14 protein-coding genes are annotated in these 13736 nt (G+C 70.7%); 8 read left to right on the top strand and 6 right to left on the bottom strand.

Annotation, left to right across the window (positions count from 1 at the left end):
* The first annotated feature begins 41 nt into the window (after window positions 1-41).
* The 4 genes from ACIRVH_RS37460 (at window position 42) to ACIRVH_RS37475 (ending at window position 4027) form a co-directional block, all read left to right on the top strand.
* Entirely contained in the window at window positions 42-995 is a 954-nt protein-coding gene (locus ACIRVH_RS37460; protein WP_403963236.1) for an ATP-binding cassette domain-containing protein, read from the top strand.
* A 4-nt stretch (window positions 996-999) separates the two neighbouring features.
* Window positions 1000-1773 carry an ABC transporter permease gene (locus tag ACIRVH_RS37465; protein ID WP_403963239.1) on the top strand — a complete coding sequence of 258 codons (774 nt, stop codon included), beginning with the start codon at window positions 1000-1002 and terminating at the stop codon, window positions 1771-1773.
* A gap of 131 nt (window positions 1774-1904) precedes the next feature.
* Entirely contained in the window at window positions 1905-3152 is a 1248-nt protein-coding gene (locus tag ACIRVH_RS37470; RefSeq protein WP_403963242.1) for an ABC transporter ATP-binding protein, read from the top strand.
* Window positions 3149-4027, top strand: a complete 879-nt coding sequence (locus ACIRVH_RS37475; protein WP_403963245.1) for an ABC transporter permease — start codon at window positions 3149-3151, stop codon at window positions 4025-4027. Before ACIRVH_RS37470 ends, ACIRVH_RS37475 begins: the two co-directional genes overlap by 4 nt.
* A 1-nt stretch (window position 4028) precedes the next feature.
* On the opposite strand, the gene ACIRVH_RS37480 is transcribed toward ACIRVH_RS37475, so the two are convergent.
* Window positions 4029-4361 (bottom strand): ATP/GTP-binding protein, encoded by a 333-nt coding sequence (locus ACIRVH_RS37480; protein ID WP_403963249.1) that lies wholly within the window; start codon window positions 4359-4361, stop codon window positions 4029-4031.
* 221 nt (window positions 4362-4582) lie between these two features.
* Between ACIRVH_RS37480 and ACIRVH_RS37485 the strand changes: the two genes are divergently transcribed.
* A complete protein-coding gene (locus tag ACIRVH_RS37485) occupies window positions 4583-5611 on the top strand; it encodes an LLM class flavin-dependent oxidoreductase (RefSeq protein WP_403963254.1) in 1029 nt (342 codons plus the stop codon).
* A 116-nt stretch (window positions 5612-5727) separates the two neighbouring features.
* On the opposite strand, the gene ACIRVH_RS37490 is transcribed toward ACIRVH_RS37485, so the two are convergent.
* Window positions 5728-6120, bottom strand: a complete 393-nt coding sequence (locus tag ACIRVH_RS37490) for an SCO5389 family protein (protein ID WP_014675028.1) — start codon at window positions 6118-6120, stop codon at window positions 5728-5730.
* A 299-nt stretch (window positions 6121-6419) separates the two neighbouring features.
* On the opposite strand from ACIRVH_RS37490, the gene nucS reads away from it, so the two are divergent.
* Entirely contained in the window at window positions 6420-7091 is a 672-nt protein-coding gene (gene nucS / locus ACIRVH_RS37495; RefSeq protein ID WP_031171882.1) for an endonuclease NucS, read from the top strand.
* A gap of 183 nt (window positions 7092-7274) precedes the next feature.
* Here the strand turns inward: nucS and ACIRVH_RS37500 are convergent, their stop codons facing one another.
* The 4 genes from ACIRVH_RS37500 to ACIRVH_RS37515 form a co-directional block, all read right to left on the bottom strand.
* The gene (locus ACIRVH_RS37500; protein WP_403963258.1) at window positions 7275-9686 is read right to left on the bottom strand and encodes an ATP-binding protein; all 2412 of its coding nucleotides are present in this window, start codon (window positions 9684-9686) and stop codon (window positions 7275-7277) included.
* A gap of 287 nt (window positions 9687-9973) precedes the next feature.
* On the bottom strand, window positions 9974-10297 hold the full coding sequence (locus ACIRVH_RS37505) for an STAS domain-containing protein (protein ID WP_030656141.1): 324 nt from the start codon (window positions 10295-10297) through the stop codon (window positions 9974-9976).
* 170 nt (window positions 10298-10467) lie between these two features.
* Entirely contained in the window at window positions 10468-11316 is an 849-nt protein-coding gene (locus tag ACIRVH_RS37510) for a 3-hydroxyacyl-CoA dehydrogenase family protein (protein WP_403963261.1), read from the bottom strand.
* A 122-nt stretch (window positions 11317-11438) separates the two neighbouring features.
* Window positions 11439-12080, bottom strand: coding sequence for a TetR/AcrR family transcriptional regulator (locus ACIRVH_RS37515; protein ID WP_403963263.1), 642 nt, complete (start codon window positions 12078-12080; stop codon window positions 11439-11441).
* A 79-nt stretch (window positions 12081-12159) separates the two neighbouring features.
* On the opposite strand from ACIRVH_RS37515, the gene ACIRVH_RS37520 reads away from it, so the two are divergent.
* Both ACIRVH_RS37520 and ACIRVH_RS37525 read left to right on the top strand, forming a co-directional pair.
* Entirely contained in the window at window positions 12160-12945 is a 786-nt protein-coding gene (locus tag ACIRVH_RS37520; protein ID WP_403963266.1) for an ABC transporter ATP-binding protein, read from the top strand.
* A gap of 36 nt (window positions 12946-12981) precedes the next feature.
* Window positions 12982-13731: an ABC transporter permease gene (locus tag ACIRVH_RS37525; RefSeq protein WP_403963269.1), complete on the top strand. Its 750-nt coding sequence runs from the start codon at window positions 12982-12984 to the stop codon at window positions 13729-13731.
* Window positions 13732-13736: the final 5 nt, after the last annotated feature.

Genomic DNA, 13736 nt, shown 5'->3' on the forward strand with positions numbered 1-13736 from the left:
CTCGAGTGGCCGCGGCCCGACACCCGTCCTAGCGTGGCCGCATGATCGAGCTGGTGGGGCTGACCAAGCGGTACGGCGAGAAGCTGGCGGTCGACGGCCTCACCTTCACGGTCAGGCCCGGCATCGTCACCGGGTTTCTCGGGCCCAACGGCGCCGGCAAGTCCACGACCATGCGGATGATCCTCGGCCTTGACCGGCCCACCGCCGGGGACGTCCGGATCGACGGGCTGCACTACGCCCAGCTGAAGGACCCGCTGACGTACATCGGGGCCCTGCTGGACGCGAAGGCCGTGCACGGCGGGCGCACCGCGTTCAACCATCTGCTGTGTCTCGCGCAGAGCAACGGGATCCCTGGGCGGCGGGTGGACGAAGTGCTCGACGTCGTCGGGCTCACCGCCGTGGCCCGGAAGAAGGCCAAGGGGTTCTCGTACGGGATGGGCCAGCGGCTCGGGATCGCGGCCGCACTGCTCGGTGATCCGCGGATCCTGATGTTCGACGAGCCGGTCAACGGGCTCGACCCCGAGGGCATCCACTGGATCCGGAACCTGATGAAGTCGCTGGCCACGCAGGGGCGGACCGTGTTCGTCTCGAGTCATCTGATGAGCGAGATGGCACTGACCGCGGATCATCTGGTGGTCATCGGGCAGGGACGGCTGCTCGCCGACACCTCGATGACGGACTTCGTCCGGCAGAACGCGCGCAGCTATGTACGGATCCGTTCTCCGCAGCGTGAGCGGCTGCTGGACGTGCTGCACGAGGACGGCATCACCGTCGTGGAGGCGGGCGGCGAAACGCTGGAGGTGGCGGGCGGCAAGGCCGAGCGGATCGGGGAGCTGGCCACGCGGTACGGGATCGTGCTGCACGAGCTGAGCCCGCAGCAGGCCTCGCTGGAGGAGGCGTTCATGCAGCTGACGGCGGAGTCGGTGGAGTACCACGCGCACGCCGCGCCCGCGCCCGCCCCGCAGGACTGGGGCGCCGGCTGGAAGGGGGCCTGAGGCCATGGCAGTCCGTCAGGTCGTGCGGTCGGAATGGACCAAGATCCGGTCCGTCGCCTCCACGGTGTGGACACTGTCGCTCGCCGTGGTGGTCACGCTCGCCCTCGGGACGCTCATCTCCGCGCTGTCGAAGAGCCAGTACGAGAACATGCCGCTGCGGGAGCGGCTCTCCTTCGACCCGACGGTCATCAGCTTCGCGGGTATGACCCTCGGCCAGCTCGCCATGATCGTGTTCGGGGTGCTCGTCGTCTCCAACGAGTACAGCACCGGCATGATCCGCGTCTCACTGGCCGCCGTGCCGCAACGCGGCACCTTCCTGTTCAGCAAGATCGCCGTGGCGGGCGCGCTCGCCCTGGCCGTCGGCATGGTCACCGGCTTCGCCGCCTTCTTCCTCGGGCAGGCGATGCTCGGCGACCTCGGCACCCGGATCGACGACCCCGGGGTGCTGCGTGCGGTGATCGGCGGCGGGCTCTACATGGCCCTCATCGCGATGTTCTCCATGGGCATCGCCACGATGCTGCGCTCCCCCATGCTGTCGCTGGGCATCCTGATGCCGTTCTTCTTCCTGATCTCCAACATCCTGGGCAACGTCGACGCCACCAAGAAGGTCGGCCGCTTCCTGCCCGACCAGGCCGGCAGCCGGATCATGCAGGTGGTGCCGAGAGTCGGCGACGACACGCCCTACGGCCCCTGGGGCGGGCTGGGGATCATGGCGCTGTGGGTGGTCGCGGCGGTCGCGGGCGGTTACGCCCTGCTGAAGCACCGGGACGCCCAGTAGGCGTCCGAGCCACGTTCCGTGATGCCTTGGCTTTACTTACTCTTGGGCGGAACCGTCAGCGCCCGGATATCCTCCTATCCCTTACGGGGGCGTGTGCCCCGCTGTCCTGAACCTTTCGATGGGTGCGGAGCATGATCGAGGCTGTAGGCCTTACCAAGCGCTACGGCGACAAGACCGCCGTGTACAACCTTTCCTTCCAGGTGCGACCGGGAGCCGTGACCGGCTTCCTCGGGCCCAACGGATCGGGCAAGTCGACGACCATGCGGATGATCCTCGGGCTGGACAACCCGACGTCCGGCGCGGTGACCATCGGCGGCTTCCCGTACCGCAAGCTGCCCAACGCCCCCCGCCAGGTGGGCGCGCTGCTCGACGCCAAGGCGGTGCACGGCGGCCGGGCCGCCCGCAACCACCTGCTGAGCCTCGCCCAGCTGTCGGGCATCCCGGCCCGGCGGGTGGACGAGGTGCTCGGGGTCGTCGGCCTGCAGGAGGTCGCGAGGAAACGTTCCAAGGGCTTCTCGCTCGGCATGGGCCAGCGCCTCGGCATCGCCGCCGCGCTGCTCGGCGACCCCCAGGTGCTGCTCTTCGACGAGCCGGTCAACGGCCTCGACCCCGAGGGCATCCTCTGGGTGCGCAACCTGATGAAGGCCCTCGCGGCCGAGGGCCGTACGGTCTTCGTCTCCTCGCACCTGATGAGCGAGATGGCGCTGACCGCCGACCACCTCATCGTGATCGGGCGCGGACAGCTGCTCGCCGACATGAGCGTGACGGAGTTCATCTCCGCCAACTCCGCCGACTTCGCGCGGGTGCGCACCCCGGACACCGAGCCCCAGCTGCGCGAGAAGCTGTCCTCCGCGCTCACCGAGGCGGGCGGCCACGTGCTGCCGGAGCAGGACGGCGCGCTGCGCGTGACCGGGCTGCCGCTGCCCCGGATCAGCGACCTGGCGCACGAGGCGGACGTACGGCTGTGGGAGCTGTCGCCGCACCAGGCCTCGCTGGAGGAGGCGTACATGCGGATGACGCAGGGCGCCGTCGACTACCGCTCGACCATCGACCAGAAGGCGGGCCTGCAGCAGCCCCTGCCGCCCGGCGCCCAGCCGCCCATGCCGGTTCCCGGCCAGGGCCAGCCGGGCTGGTACGCCCCGCCGCCGCCCCAGCAGGGCGGCGGGCAGCCGTTCGCGATGCAGACGCCGCCCTCGGGTCCGTACGGCGCCGCGCCCGCCGGCGCGCCGGGCGCTCCGGGTGCGGGTGCGCCCAACCCGTACGCGGCCCCGCAGGGGCAGCCTCCGGTGGCCGCTCCCCCGGCCCCGGCCGCAGCACCGTCCCAGCCCGCTCCCGCGGCCCCGGCCGCCGACCTGACCAAGTCCGAGGACGCCCGATGAGCACCCACCAGCCCCCGATGCCGCAGGCAACCGCAGCCGCGCCCGAGTGGCAGGCGGCGCCCGGCGGTCCGTACCCCGGTTACAACTCGCCGATCCCGGTCGTGCGCACCCACCTCGGGCACGCGCTCGCGTCCGAGTGGACGAAGATCAAGTCGGTGCGGTCGACGATGTGGACGCTCGGCGTCTTCGTCCTGCTCGTGGTCGGCATCGGCCTGCTGGCCGGTGTCACGGTGCAGAACTCCAGCTCCGACCTGGGCGGCGAGAGCCCGCTCACCCTCGGCTTCTTCGGCCTGCTGATCGGCATCATGTGCATCATCACGCTCGGCGTGCTGACCACGGCCTCCGAGTACGGCACGGGCATGATCCGTACGACGATGACCGCGTGCCCGAGCCGGGGCCGGGTGCTGGCGGCCAAGTCGATCGTGTTCTTCGTGATCGCCTTCGTGGTGACGCTGGCCACCGTGTCGTTCGTGGCGATGGTGCAGGCGTCGATGCTGAAGGGCCACGGCGCGGGAACCCCGTCCAGCGGGGAGTGGCTGAAGGCCACGGTCGGCATCAGCCTCTACATCGCTCTGCTCGGGCTGCTCTCGCTGCTCGTCGGCTCGATCATCCGGCACTCCGCGGGCGCCATCACGATCATGATCGGCACGGTCCTCGCCCCGCTGGTGCTCGCGCTGTTCATGAACGCGGAGTCGCTGCAGAAGGTGCAGAAGGCGCTGCTCGAGTACTCGATCCCGAGCCAGATGGGCGTCTTCTACAACAACACCCTGAGTCAGTCCGGCCCGACGGGCTGGGACCCGCTGTGGATCATCCTGGGCGTGACGGCGGCCGCGTACGCCGGCGCCTACGCGCTGCTGCAGAGCCGGGACGTGTAGCTCAGAACTTCGGCGCGTTACGGGACCGCTGCACCCGGATGGTGCGGCGGTCCTTCGCGTTCCAGCACGCCTTGTGCCAGTGGCGGCGGTCGTCGACGCCCGAGTGCTCCGGCCAGGCCACCACGTGCGGGACACCGGAGGGGATCATCTGGTCGCAGCCGGGGCAGCGGTAGGTCTTGCCCTCGGCGCTCGCCCCGGCGACATGGCGCACGCTCCACTCCTCGCCCTGCCAGCTCTCCGTGGACTGCCAGCCGCCGTACCGGCCGGCACGGTCGTCCTCGGCGCTCTGGCCGGACGACCCGGCTGCCTTCGGTCGGTTGCGACGCGGGGACACGGGACACCTCTCGGAGCTATACAGGAAGCACGGGCTGCATCCAGCCTACGCGGCCCCGACGGGGGTACACGTAGCGCGCCAACCCGTACAAGTCCCCCTCCCGGGCGGCTCATTCTGCAGACAATCCGCAAATCTCCCCGCCAGGCCGTGTCCTAGGCACGTGTCAGACGGTTATGCCGGTTGGGGGAGCTCCGGTCGGAGCCAAGGAAGCAGGAAGAGCGATGCACGTAGGAAGTTTTGTGCTGGCGGCCCAGTTCCCGGGCCAGGGGCCGGGGGAGGCCCTTCACCGGGCGGTCCGCTCGGCGGAGGTCTCCGAGGAGGCCGGGCTGGACACGGTGTGGCTGGCCGAGCACCACTTCGTGCCGTACGGCACATGCCCGTCAGCGATCACCCTGGCCGCGCTGCTGCTCGGCCGCACCCAGCGTATCCGGATCGGTACGGCGGTCAGTGTGCTGCCCACCGCGCACCCGGTCGCCCTCGGCGAACAGGCAGCGCTGCTGCATATGACAAGCGGCGGCCGGTTCACGCTGGGCGTGGGGCGCGGCGGCCCCTGGGTGGACCTGGAGGTGTTCGGCACGGGCCTCGACGCGTACGAGCACGGGTTCCCGGAATCACTCGATCTGCTGGTGCGCTGGCTGCGCGAGCCGTCGGTGTCGGCTTCGGGTAAACGGTTCTCCTTCCGTGAGGTACCCGTCGTGCCGCGCCCGTCGGAGGCACTGACGGAGACGCCCGGGCCCGAGGTCGTCGTCGCCTGCACCTCGCCGGCCAGCGTGCGGCTGGCCGCCGAGCGCGGGCTGCCGATGCTGCTCGGCATGCACATCGGGGACGAGGAAAAGGCCGAGATGGTCGCCCTGTGGCGGCAGTTCGCGCGGGCCGCCGGACGCCCGGCCGAGGAGATCGCGGGTGCGGCCCATGTCTCGGCCGGCGTCTGCCAGATCGCGGACCGGCGCACGGACGCGGCCGAGGCGCTGCTGAAGGCGATGCCGGGGTGGCTGAAACAGGGCCTCGACGCCCACGTCACCGTAGACGGCCGAATGCGTACGATGCGCGATCCGTACGCGTACACCGAACTGCTCTGCGGGCTGCACCCGGTGGGCACCCCGAGGCTGGCCGCCGACCGGCTCGCGGCCACTTCGGAGCGGACCGGAATCTCCCGGTTCGCCCTGCTCGTCGAGGGGTCGGGCGACCTCGCGGCGACGGAGGAGAACCTGCGGCGACTGGGCGCCGAGGTGCTGCCCCAGCTACGCTGACCGGCCGCCGACTCCCTTCTGCCGTAGGGCGCTTGCCGCCCCAGTACGAACGCACCTCCCCGTGGATGGAGCGGCAAGCAAGCGGCTCACCGAGTCGGGAGCACGACAGCCGCGCGTCAGCAGTCCCGAAGCTCCGGCGACTGGTTCAGCAACTGGTTGCGCACCGAGGTGAAGCGGGCCAATGTCTCGTCCACCGAGGCATCCAGAGGGAACACCGCCACCCGGTGGCAGTTCTGGAAGGCCAGCCGCACACCGAAGTGCCGCTGCAGCGCACCGCGTATGGCGTCACTCGCGAGCGCACGCAGCAGCTGACCTCGTGCCTGCTCGTCCGGCGGGGGCGTCTGGTTGTCGGCGAAGGGTCCGCCGTCCACCTTCAGCTGGGCCACCAGGGAGCTGATCATCTCCCACGCATAGGGCAGGGAGGTCCGGACGCAGTCGACGAAAGCTGCTTCGTCGACCTCGCCTCGCTCGGCCTGTTCGAGTAGGGCCGGTGAGACGTCGAGCGACATGGGTTCTCCTCTCGCACCCCCGACGAGCAGGGGTTGCCTGACAGATAAGGAAGTTCGCGATTTCGAACACGCTCAGTACACAGGTCGCGACCTCCCGTTTACTACGGTAGGCAACGGTCGGTGACCACACCAGCAGATTGCGTATATGGAACGGCCCCTTTGGGCACACAATCAGCCAGGGATGAACAAGAGTTTCCTGGATGAATGGGGTGACCCACCGGGTCCCGGTTGACGCCGGGGGCGGGCGGTGGGGAGGGCGAATCGCGTCTACCCGTGGGTGTCGAGTAGCGTTGCCGACCATGCGTCTCGTCATTGCCCGATGCTCGGTCGACTACGCCGGCCGGCTCACCGCCCACCTGCCCTCGGCGCCCCGCCTGATCCTGGTCAAGGCGGACGGCAGCGTCTCCATCCACGCGGACGACCGGGCCTACAAGCCCCTCAACTGGATGTCGCCGCCCTGCACCCTGAAGGAGGGCACGGGCGAGGACGAGGGCGTGTGGACCGTCGTCAACAAGGCGGGCGAGAAACTGATCATCACGATGGAGGAGATCCTCCACGACTCCTCGCACGAACTCGGTGTGGACCCCGGTCTGATCAAGGACGGCGTGGAAGCGCACCTGCAGGAGCTGCTCGCCGACCGCATCGAGACGCTCGGCGAGGGCTACACCCTCATCCGCCGCGAGTACATGACCGCGATCGGCCCGGTGGACATCCTGTGCCGGGACGCGGACGGGCAGACGGTCGCGGTGGAGATCAAGCGCCGCGGTGAGATCGACGGCGTGGAGCAACTCACGCGCTACCTGGAGCTGTTGAACCGCGACCCGCATCTCGCCCCGGTCCGCGGCGTCTTCGCGGCCCAGGAGATCAAGCCCCAGGCCCGGGTCCTCGCCACGGACCGCGGCATCAACTGCCAGGTCCTGGACTACGACGCGATGCGCGGGATCGAGGACGACAAACTGCGGCTGTTCTGACCGGGGCGCTCCGCTACGGCAGGCCGACAGCACCTTGCAGCGGCTGGCAAGCCATTCCCGCCGCGACGATGCTCAGCCCGTACGGCTGTGACCGGGGTGCCGAACCCGCCTGAGGCCGGTTGGGCACCGCCGGTCACACCCTCGTGGTTGAGCACCGTCGCGGCGGAGAAATTGTGCTTGCCCCTACATCACCGGGTCGGAGCCGTCTGCCGGGCTGCTCGATGATGGCGGGCCGCTGGCCGAGTTGGTGGTCGACGGGGTCGTTTCCGTCTGGGTCGGGGTGGGCGTGGGGGTGGGGGTCGGCGAGGAGCTGCTCGGCGTGGCCGACGGCGTCGTCCTCGTCGGCCTCGGTGAGCTGGGCTTCGTCGTCTGCGACTTGGACGGGGAGGGAGACGTACCCCCGCCACCCGTCCCCCTCGTACTGGTCGGGCTCGCCGAAGGCGCCGTCGCCGACGGGGTCGGGGCAACCGAGGTGCCGTCCGGACCCGGACCCGTCGGACTTCCGGAGGGCGTGCCGGCGCTGCCGGTCGATGCGCTGTCCTTCGGGTCCGCGCCCAGGCCGCCGTCGTCCAGTCCCTGACTCGCGGACGGATTGACGCCGACCTGTCCGGCCGGGTTCTTGTCCGCGCTCTCGTGGGACGTCATGCCGAGCGTGACGACCGTGCCGAGGACGGCGACGAGCAGAGCGCCGGAGCCGGCCGCGACCATGTTGCGGCGGGCCAGACGGCGGATGCCGCCGATCGACTTGAGGGACGGGGGCTGCTGGGTGACCAGGGTGTCGTCGGCAGGGGTGTACATCGGCTGGTAGGGCACCGGCAGCCCGCCGGGAGGCGACGCCGACTCCTCGTGACGGGCGGCCGGTATCTCCTCGCCCGCCATCGGTCCGGGCACATCGCCCGCGAGGTCGGCGACCAGGGCCAGGGCCCGGCGTCCGGCGACGGTGCCCCGCTTGTCGGCGAGCGCCGCGCGCAGGCCGCCCGAGGACTCCAGCTCGGCGCGGGCCCGGTCCAGCTGTCCGCCGCAGAGCGCGAGGACGCCCAACTCGTGGTGGAACCAGGCCTGTTCGGAGACCTCGCCGGAGAGCCGGGAGGCCTCGGCACCGGACCGCAGGGCCCGTTCCCAGGCGCTCCAGTGCAGCCCGGCGGCGAAGGCGGGTGCGGCCGTACGGGCGAGCCGTGCCGCGACGCTCTCCTCGCCCTCGACCGGAGGCACGGTGTCCGGCACCACGACCGCGAGCGCGGCAAGGACCGCGTCGGCCTCGGCGGACACCCGCTCGGGCGTGACCGAGGGGTGCCCGGCCCACCAGGCGTAGTGCTCGGCGGCGGTGAGGGCCTGCGCAGGGGCGTCGGCGGCATAGCCGGCGGCCTCCAGCTGGGCCGGCACTCCGGCCGCGAGGCGGTAGCGGGAGCCGACCGGGGAGACCAGTCCGCAGCTCGCGAGTTCACCGAGCGCGGCGTCCGCGTGGGTGTCGCCGACCAGCGCGGGCAGATGCGCCTGGTGCGGCACCTCGCCACCGAGCGCGACGGCGAAGCGCAGGGTGGCGCGGGCGGAGGCGCTGAGCCGGGAGGCGAGCAGCGGCGCGGGCGCGGCCGCCTCGCCGAGGGACGGCAGCGGGACGTCCTCCGCCTCCGCCGCGTCCAGGGGTGCCTCGACGGGAATGCGTACGTCCTCGAAGACGCCGTACTCGTCCACCGCGCCGGTGCTGGCGCGCAGTTGGTCGCGTTGCAGGAGCAGGGCGCCGGCCTGGACGAACCGCAGCGGCAGGCCCTCGGACTCGAACCACAGGTCGCCGGCCCAGTTGGCCTCCTCCTCGGTGAGGACCCGGCCCACGGCGCGCTCCAGGATCTCCACGCCGGCCGCGCGGTCCAGGCCGGTGAGGGCGACCTCCTCGACGTCGGAGCCGGCGGCGGGCGCGGGGACGTCCGGGGTGGCGCCGAGCAGGAAGGCGCACTCGGGGGTGGCGGCGAGCAGTTCGTCCAGGGCGGCGCCGCCGAGCTCCAGGTCGTCCACGACCACGACCGCACCGATCTCGGCGACCAGTTCGCGCAACTGGCCCCGTTCGGGCCGGTACAGGGGGGCGTCGTAGACGGCGTGGAAGAGGTCGTACAGGAGGTCGGTGGCGGTGCGGTGGAAGCCGGTGAGGTGGACCACGCCGTCGGGGGCGAGGTCCAGGCAGTCCTCGGCGACCAGATCGAGCAGGGCGGTGCGGCCGGAGCCGGCGGGGCCGGTGAGGCGCACCGAGCGGCCGCGGGCGAGGAGGCGGACCAGGCGTTCGCGGTCGTCCTGGCGCTCGAGGAGAGCCGGCGTGGGCTGCGCCGGACCCGCCGGCACGGGCGGGCGGGCGGCGCGCTCGGTCTCGGCGCGCTCGGCGGCGGTCCGCTTGCGCGGCCGCCCCGGCCGCTCGTGCGGCGGGCAGGGTTCTATCTCGCTTCCGTCGACCGGATTGACGGTCAGCAGGAAGTCGCCGGAGACCAGCTGCACCGTGCGGGCGAGCGCGGGCGTGCTCTGGCCGAAGTCGGAGGTGAGGGATTCCCGGGGCGGGCGACGGCTCGGAGTCTGGCCGTGCTCACCGGGTCCCGGAGTGATCGGGTCCATAGGTTCAAGCCCCCCAAAAGCGTCGTGTGCCCTGACATACCGGCCCCTCCCGGCCTTGCTGCACACCGCGCTGTCGCTTCTGGTCCGGGCCCGCGCGATCGAGGGTTTGAGGCAGCGGGCGACCGAACCCTAAACCTTCGCACAGTATCTACGACAGGGCGGGGTGCCGCGCGGTCCGAAGCATCACAGTCCGGTGAGGATTGCCCTCGACGTGCGCTTCGGCAGCTGCGTCCGGGTCTCCCCTGTCGCCCGGTTCACACCCGATCGGGGTGTTCACCCGGGACGCGTCACACGCGGGGCAGCGACTCCACCCCGATGCCGCCCTCGATGGCGAGGATGCGGTGCAGCCGGGTGGCCACCAGCAGGCGCTGCATCTGCGGCGGGACACCGCGCAGCACCAGACGGCGCCCGCAGCGGCCGGCCCGCCGGTGGGCACCCATGATCACCCCGAGTCCGGTGGCGTCCCAGGAGTCCAGTTCGGACAGGTCGAGCACCAGGTCGCCGACTCCGGTGTCGACGGCCGAGTGCAGGGCCGTACGGGCGTCCGCCGCGCTGCGGACGTCGAGGCGGCCCCCGACGACCAGCTCGGCGTGGTCGCCCCTGATGTACATATGCGCTCCCCGTTGAGTGCGGTGTGGCGTACTCCGTGACGGTGCTGGTGCTGATGCTGTGCAACGTCTGACTGCCTGAGTGGCAGAGCGGTTGCTGCTTGTAAGCGAACCGATACCGAATTCACCCCCGGGAGTGACGCTCCCGGGGTGTGCGTCCGGTCGTGTACGGGTCAGTACTTGTAGAAGCCCTGCCCGCTCTTGCGCCCGATGTCACCGGCGTCCACCATCCGGCGCATCAGCTCCGGCGCGGCGAACTTCTCGTCCTGGGACTCGGTGTAGATGTTGCTGGTGGCGTGCAGCAGGATGTCCACGCCGGTCAGGTCCGCGGTGGCCAGCGGGCCCATCGCGTGGCCGAAGCCCAGCTTGCAGGCGAGGTCGATGTCCTCGGCGGTCGCGACGCCGGACTCGTAGAGCTTGGTCGCCTCGACGACGAGGGCGGAGATGAGCCGGGTGGTCACGAACCCGGCGACATCGCGGTTGACGACGATGCAGGTCTTGCCGACGGACTCCGCGAACTCCCGCGCGGTGGCGAGGGTTTCGTCGCTGGTCTTGTAGCCGCGGACGAGCTCGACGAGCTGCATCATCGGCACCGGCGAGAAGAAGTGCACACCGACGACCCGCTCGGGGCGCTCGGTGGCCGCCGCGATCTTGGTGATCGGGATGGCGGAGGTGTTGGAGGCGAGCACGGTCTCCGGGCGCACGATCTTGTCGAGCGCGCGGAAGATCTCGTGCTTGACCTCCAGCTTCTCGAAGACGGCCTCCACGACGATGTCGGCGTCGGCGGCGGCGTCCAGGTCGGTGGTGGCGGTGATGCGGGCGAGGGCGGCCTCGGCGTCCTGCGCCTCCAGCTTGCCCTTGCCGACGAACTTGTCGTACGAGGCCTTGATGCCGTCGGTGCCACGCTTGATTGCCTCGTCGGTGACGTCGCGCAGAACGACGTCCCAGCCCGCCTGTGCGGCGACCTGGGCGATGCCGGATCCCATGAGACCGGCCCCGATGACGGCGAGCTTCCGTGCCACTCCGACTCCCTCAACGCTGTTGACGTCTGGCTCTTCGGCGGACCATAGCGCTCCGGAGCCGCTGTGTGACCGGTAAGTAACGCGCGTCACGTCTCAATTGACGGACATCACACCGGCAGGGGTCAGGACGAGCCACGGACGGCGTAGTTGAGGACCTTTTCGCTCAACAGGTCCTCGATGTCGTCGAGGAGAACGAGTACCTCTCGTGACACTTCGCGCGGTTCGCGCCCCTTGACCATCTCGCGTGAGATGACCGCCATGACCGTACTGTGCACCCAGCCGATCTGACCCGACATCAGGGTGGGCAGCTCGTCGTCGTCGGCCGCGCCGGTCTCCTCGCGCAGCGCGCGTTCCAGGTTGGCCTGGACCTCCTGGGCGATGACCCACAGCCGGGAGCGCAGCGCGGGGGCCTCCTCGATGACCCGCATGAAGCTCGCGTATCCGGGGATCAGGCCGACCCGGGGTGAGACCGCCTCGATCTCCTCGCGCAGCTCGCGCAGGACCGCGACGACCGCGGACTCACCGGCGGGGCGGCCCCGCACCCAGCGGGCGAGCCGGTCGACCATGCCGGCGGAGCGGTCGAAGAAGAGGTCCTCCTTCGCCGGGAAGTAGTTGTAGACGGTGTTGACGGAGACGTTCGCGGCCTCGGCGATCTCCGCGACCGTCACGGCGTCGAAGCCGCGCTCCAGGAACAGCCCCGTGGCGACATCCGAGATGTACTGCCTGGTCTGCCGTTTCTTCCGCTCCCTGAGTCCCTCAGCCATGTCCGCATCCTAACTTTGCTGGGCCCACTGAAAACTTGGTGTCATTGCAAAATTTCAGGGACTCTGTTTTTCTGTGGGCATGGCAGCAGTCATCAGCGCGGCCGGACTGGCCCGCACCTTCCAGACGAGAACCGGCCCCGTGGAGGCCGTGCGATGCGTCGACCTCACCGTCCGCGAAGGCGAGATCCTCGGCTTCCTCGGCCCCAACGGCGCCGGCAAGACGACCACCCTGCGGATGCTCACCACCCTGCTGAAGCCCACCGGCGGTGCGGCCACCGTCGCCGGGTGCGACCTGGCGACCGACCCGGCCGGCGTGCGCCGGGCCTCCGGCTACGTCGCCCAGTCCGGCGGGGTGGACCCACAGATCACGGTCCGGGAAGAGCTGGTCACCCAGGCCCGGATGTACCGCCTGTCGAAGGCCGAGGCCGTCGAGCGCACCGCGGAACTCGCCCGGGAGCTGGACCTCACCGAACCGCTCGACCGGAAGACGGGTGCCCTCTCCGGCGGGCAGCGGCGCCGCCTCGACATCGCGATGGCGCTCACCCACCGCCCGAAGGTCCTGTTCCTGGACGAGCCGACGACCGGACTGGACCCGGGCAGCCGGGCCGACCTGTGGGATCTGGTGCGCCGGCTCCGCGACGAGCACGGCACCACGGTCTTCCTGACCACCCACTACCTGGACGAGGCCGACGCCCTCGCCGACCGGCTCGTCGTCGTCGACCGGGGCGTCGTCGTGGCCGACGGCACGCCGAGCGCACTCAAGCTGGCCCACGGCGGCTCGATCGACGCCACCCTCCAGGACACCTTCCTCGCCATCACCGGCCGCGGCCCCACCCCGGCCGACACCGCCCCCGTCGCCGTATAGGACCGTTCACGTCGGACCGCTCACGGAATCAGAGAGATGCTTCTTCACGACACCGGCCTCGTCTTCGGCCGTTACCTCCGCCAGTCCCTGCGCTCCCGCTTCGCGCTGCTCTTCGGCGTGCTGACCCCGCTCCTCTATCTCCTGTTCTTCGGCCCGCTCCTCACCGACCTGCCGCTCGGCGGGAAGGGCAGTTCCTGGCAGGTGCTCGTGCCCGGGCTGCTGCTCCAACTCGGTCTGTTCGGGGCTCTGTTCGCGGGCTTCACGATCATCATGGAGAACGCCCAGGGGGTGGTGGAGCGGATGCGGGTGACGCCGGTCAGCCGGCTCGCCCTGCTCCTCGGCCGGGTGCTGCGGGACGCCACGGTCTTCGTCTTCCAGGCGGTGCTGCTGGTGCTCGCCGCGGTGGTGATGGGCCTGCGCGCGCCCCTGCCGGGCATCCTCATCGGCTTCGGGTTCGTCGCCCTGCTCACGCTCTCGCTGGCCTCGCTGTCGTACGCGCTGGGTATGCGGGTCCGCACCCCGCAGGAGTTCGGTCCGCTGATCAACGCGCTGTCGATGCCGTCGATGCTGCTGTCCGGCCTGATGCTCCCGATGACGCTCGCGCCCACCTGGCTGGACGTGCTCTCGCACTTCGTCCCGTTCCGCTATCTGGTGGACGCGGTGCGCGACGCGTACGTCGGCCAGTACACGAGCGCGCACATGCTGTACGGCGTGCTCGTCGCGGTCGGCTTCGCGGGGCTCGCCGTGACAGTGGGCACCCGTGTGTTCCGGACGGCCGGAGCGTAACTACG

Origin of the sequence: Streptomyces sp. NPDC101165, from assembly GCF_044768135.1 — a bacterium.
GTDB lineage: Bacteria > Actinomycetota > Actinomycetes > Streptomycetales > Streptomycetaceae > Streptomyces.

What these genes read in the sequence shown, in the direction of transcription:
- ACIRVH_RS37460 (WP_403963236.1), top strand. Translation starts at nt 42, where the DNA reads ATGATCGAGCTGGTGGGGCTGACCAAGCGGTACGGCGAGAAGCTGGCG.
- ACIRVH_RS37465 (WP_403963239.1), top strand. Translation starts at nt 1,000, where the DNA reads ATGGCAGTCCGTCAGGTCGTGCGGTCGGAATGGACCAAGATCCGGTCC.
- ACIRVH_RS37470 (WP_403963242.1), top strand. Translation starts at nt 1,905, where the DNA reads ATGATCGAGGCTGTAGGCCTTACCAAGCGCTACGGCGACAAGACCGCC.
- ACIRVH_RS37475 (WP_403963245.1), top strand. Translation starts at nt 3,149, where the DNA reads ATGAGCACCCACCAGCCCCCGATGCCGCAGGCAACCGCAGCCGCGCCC.
- ACIRVH_RS37485 (WP_403963254.1), top strand. Translation starts at nt 4,583, where the DNA reads ATGCACGTAGGAAGTTTTGTGCTGGCGGCCCAGTTCCCGGGCCAGGGG.
- ACIRVH_RS37490 (WP_014675028.1), bottom strand. Translation starts at nt 6,120, where the DNA reads ATGTCGCTCGACGTCTCACCGGCCCTACTCGAACAGGCCGAGCGAGGC.
- nucS (WP_031171882.1), top strand. Translation starts at nt 6,420, where the DNA reads ATGCGTCTCGTCATTGCCCGATGCTCGGTCGACTACGCCGGCCGGCTC.
- ACIRVH_RS37500 (WP_403963258.1), bottom strand. Translation starts at nt 9,686, where the DNA reads ATGGACCCGATCACTCCGGGACCCGGTGAGCACGGCCAGACTCCGAGC.
- ACIRVH_RS37505 (WP_030656141.1), bottom strand. Translation starts at nt 10,297, where the DNA reads ATGTACATCAGGGGCGACCACGCCGAGCTGGTCGTCGGGGGCCGCCTC.
- ACIRVH_RS37515 (WP_403963263.1), bottom strand. Translation starts at nt 12,080, where the DNA reads ATGGCTGAGGGACTCAGGGAGCGGAAGAAACGGCAGACCAGGCAGTAC.
- ACIRVH_RS37520 (WP_403963266.1), top strand. Translation starts at nt 12,160, where the DNA reads ATGGCAGCAGTCATCAGCGCGGCCGGACTGGCCCGCACCTTCCAGACG.
- ACIRVH_RS37525 (WP_403963269.1), top strand. Translation starts at nt 12,982, where the DNA reads ATGCTTCTTCACGACACCGGCCTCGTCTTCGGCCGTTACCTCCGCCAG.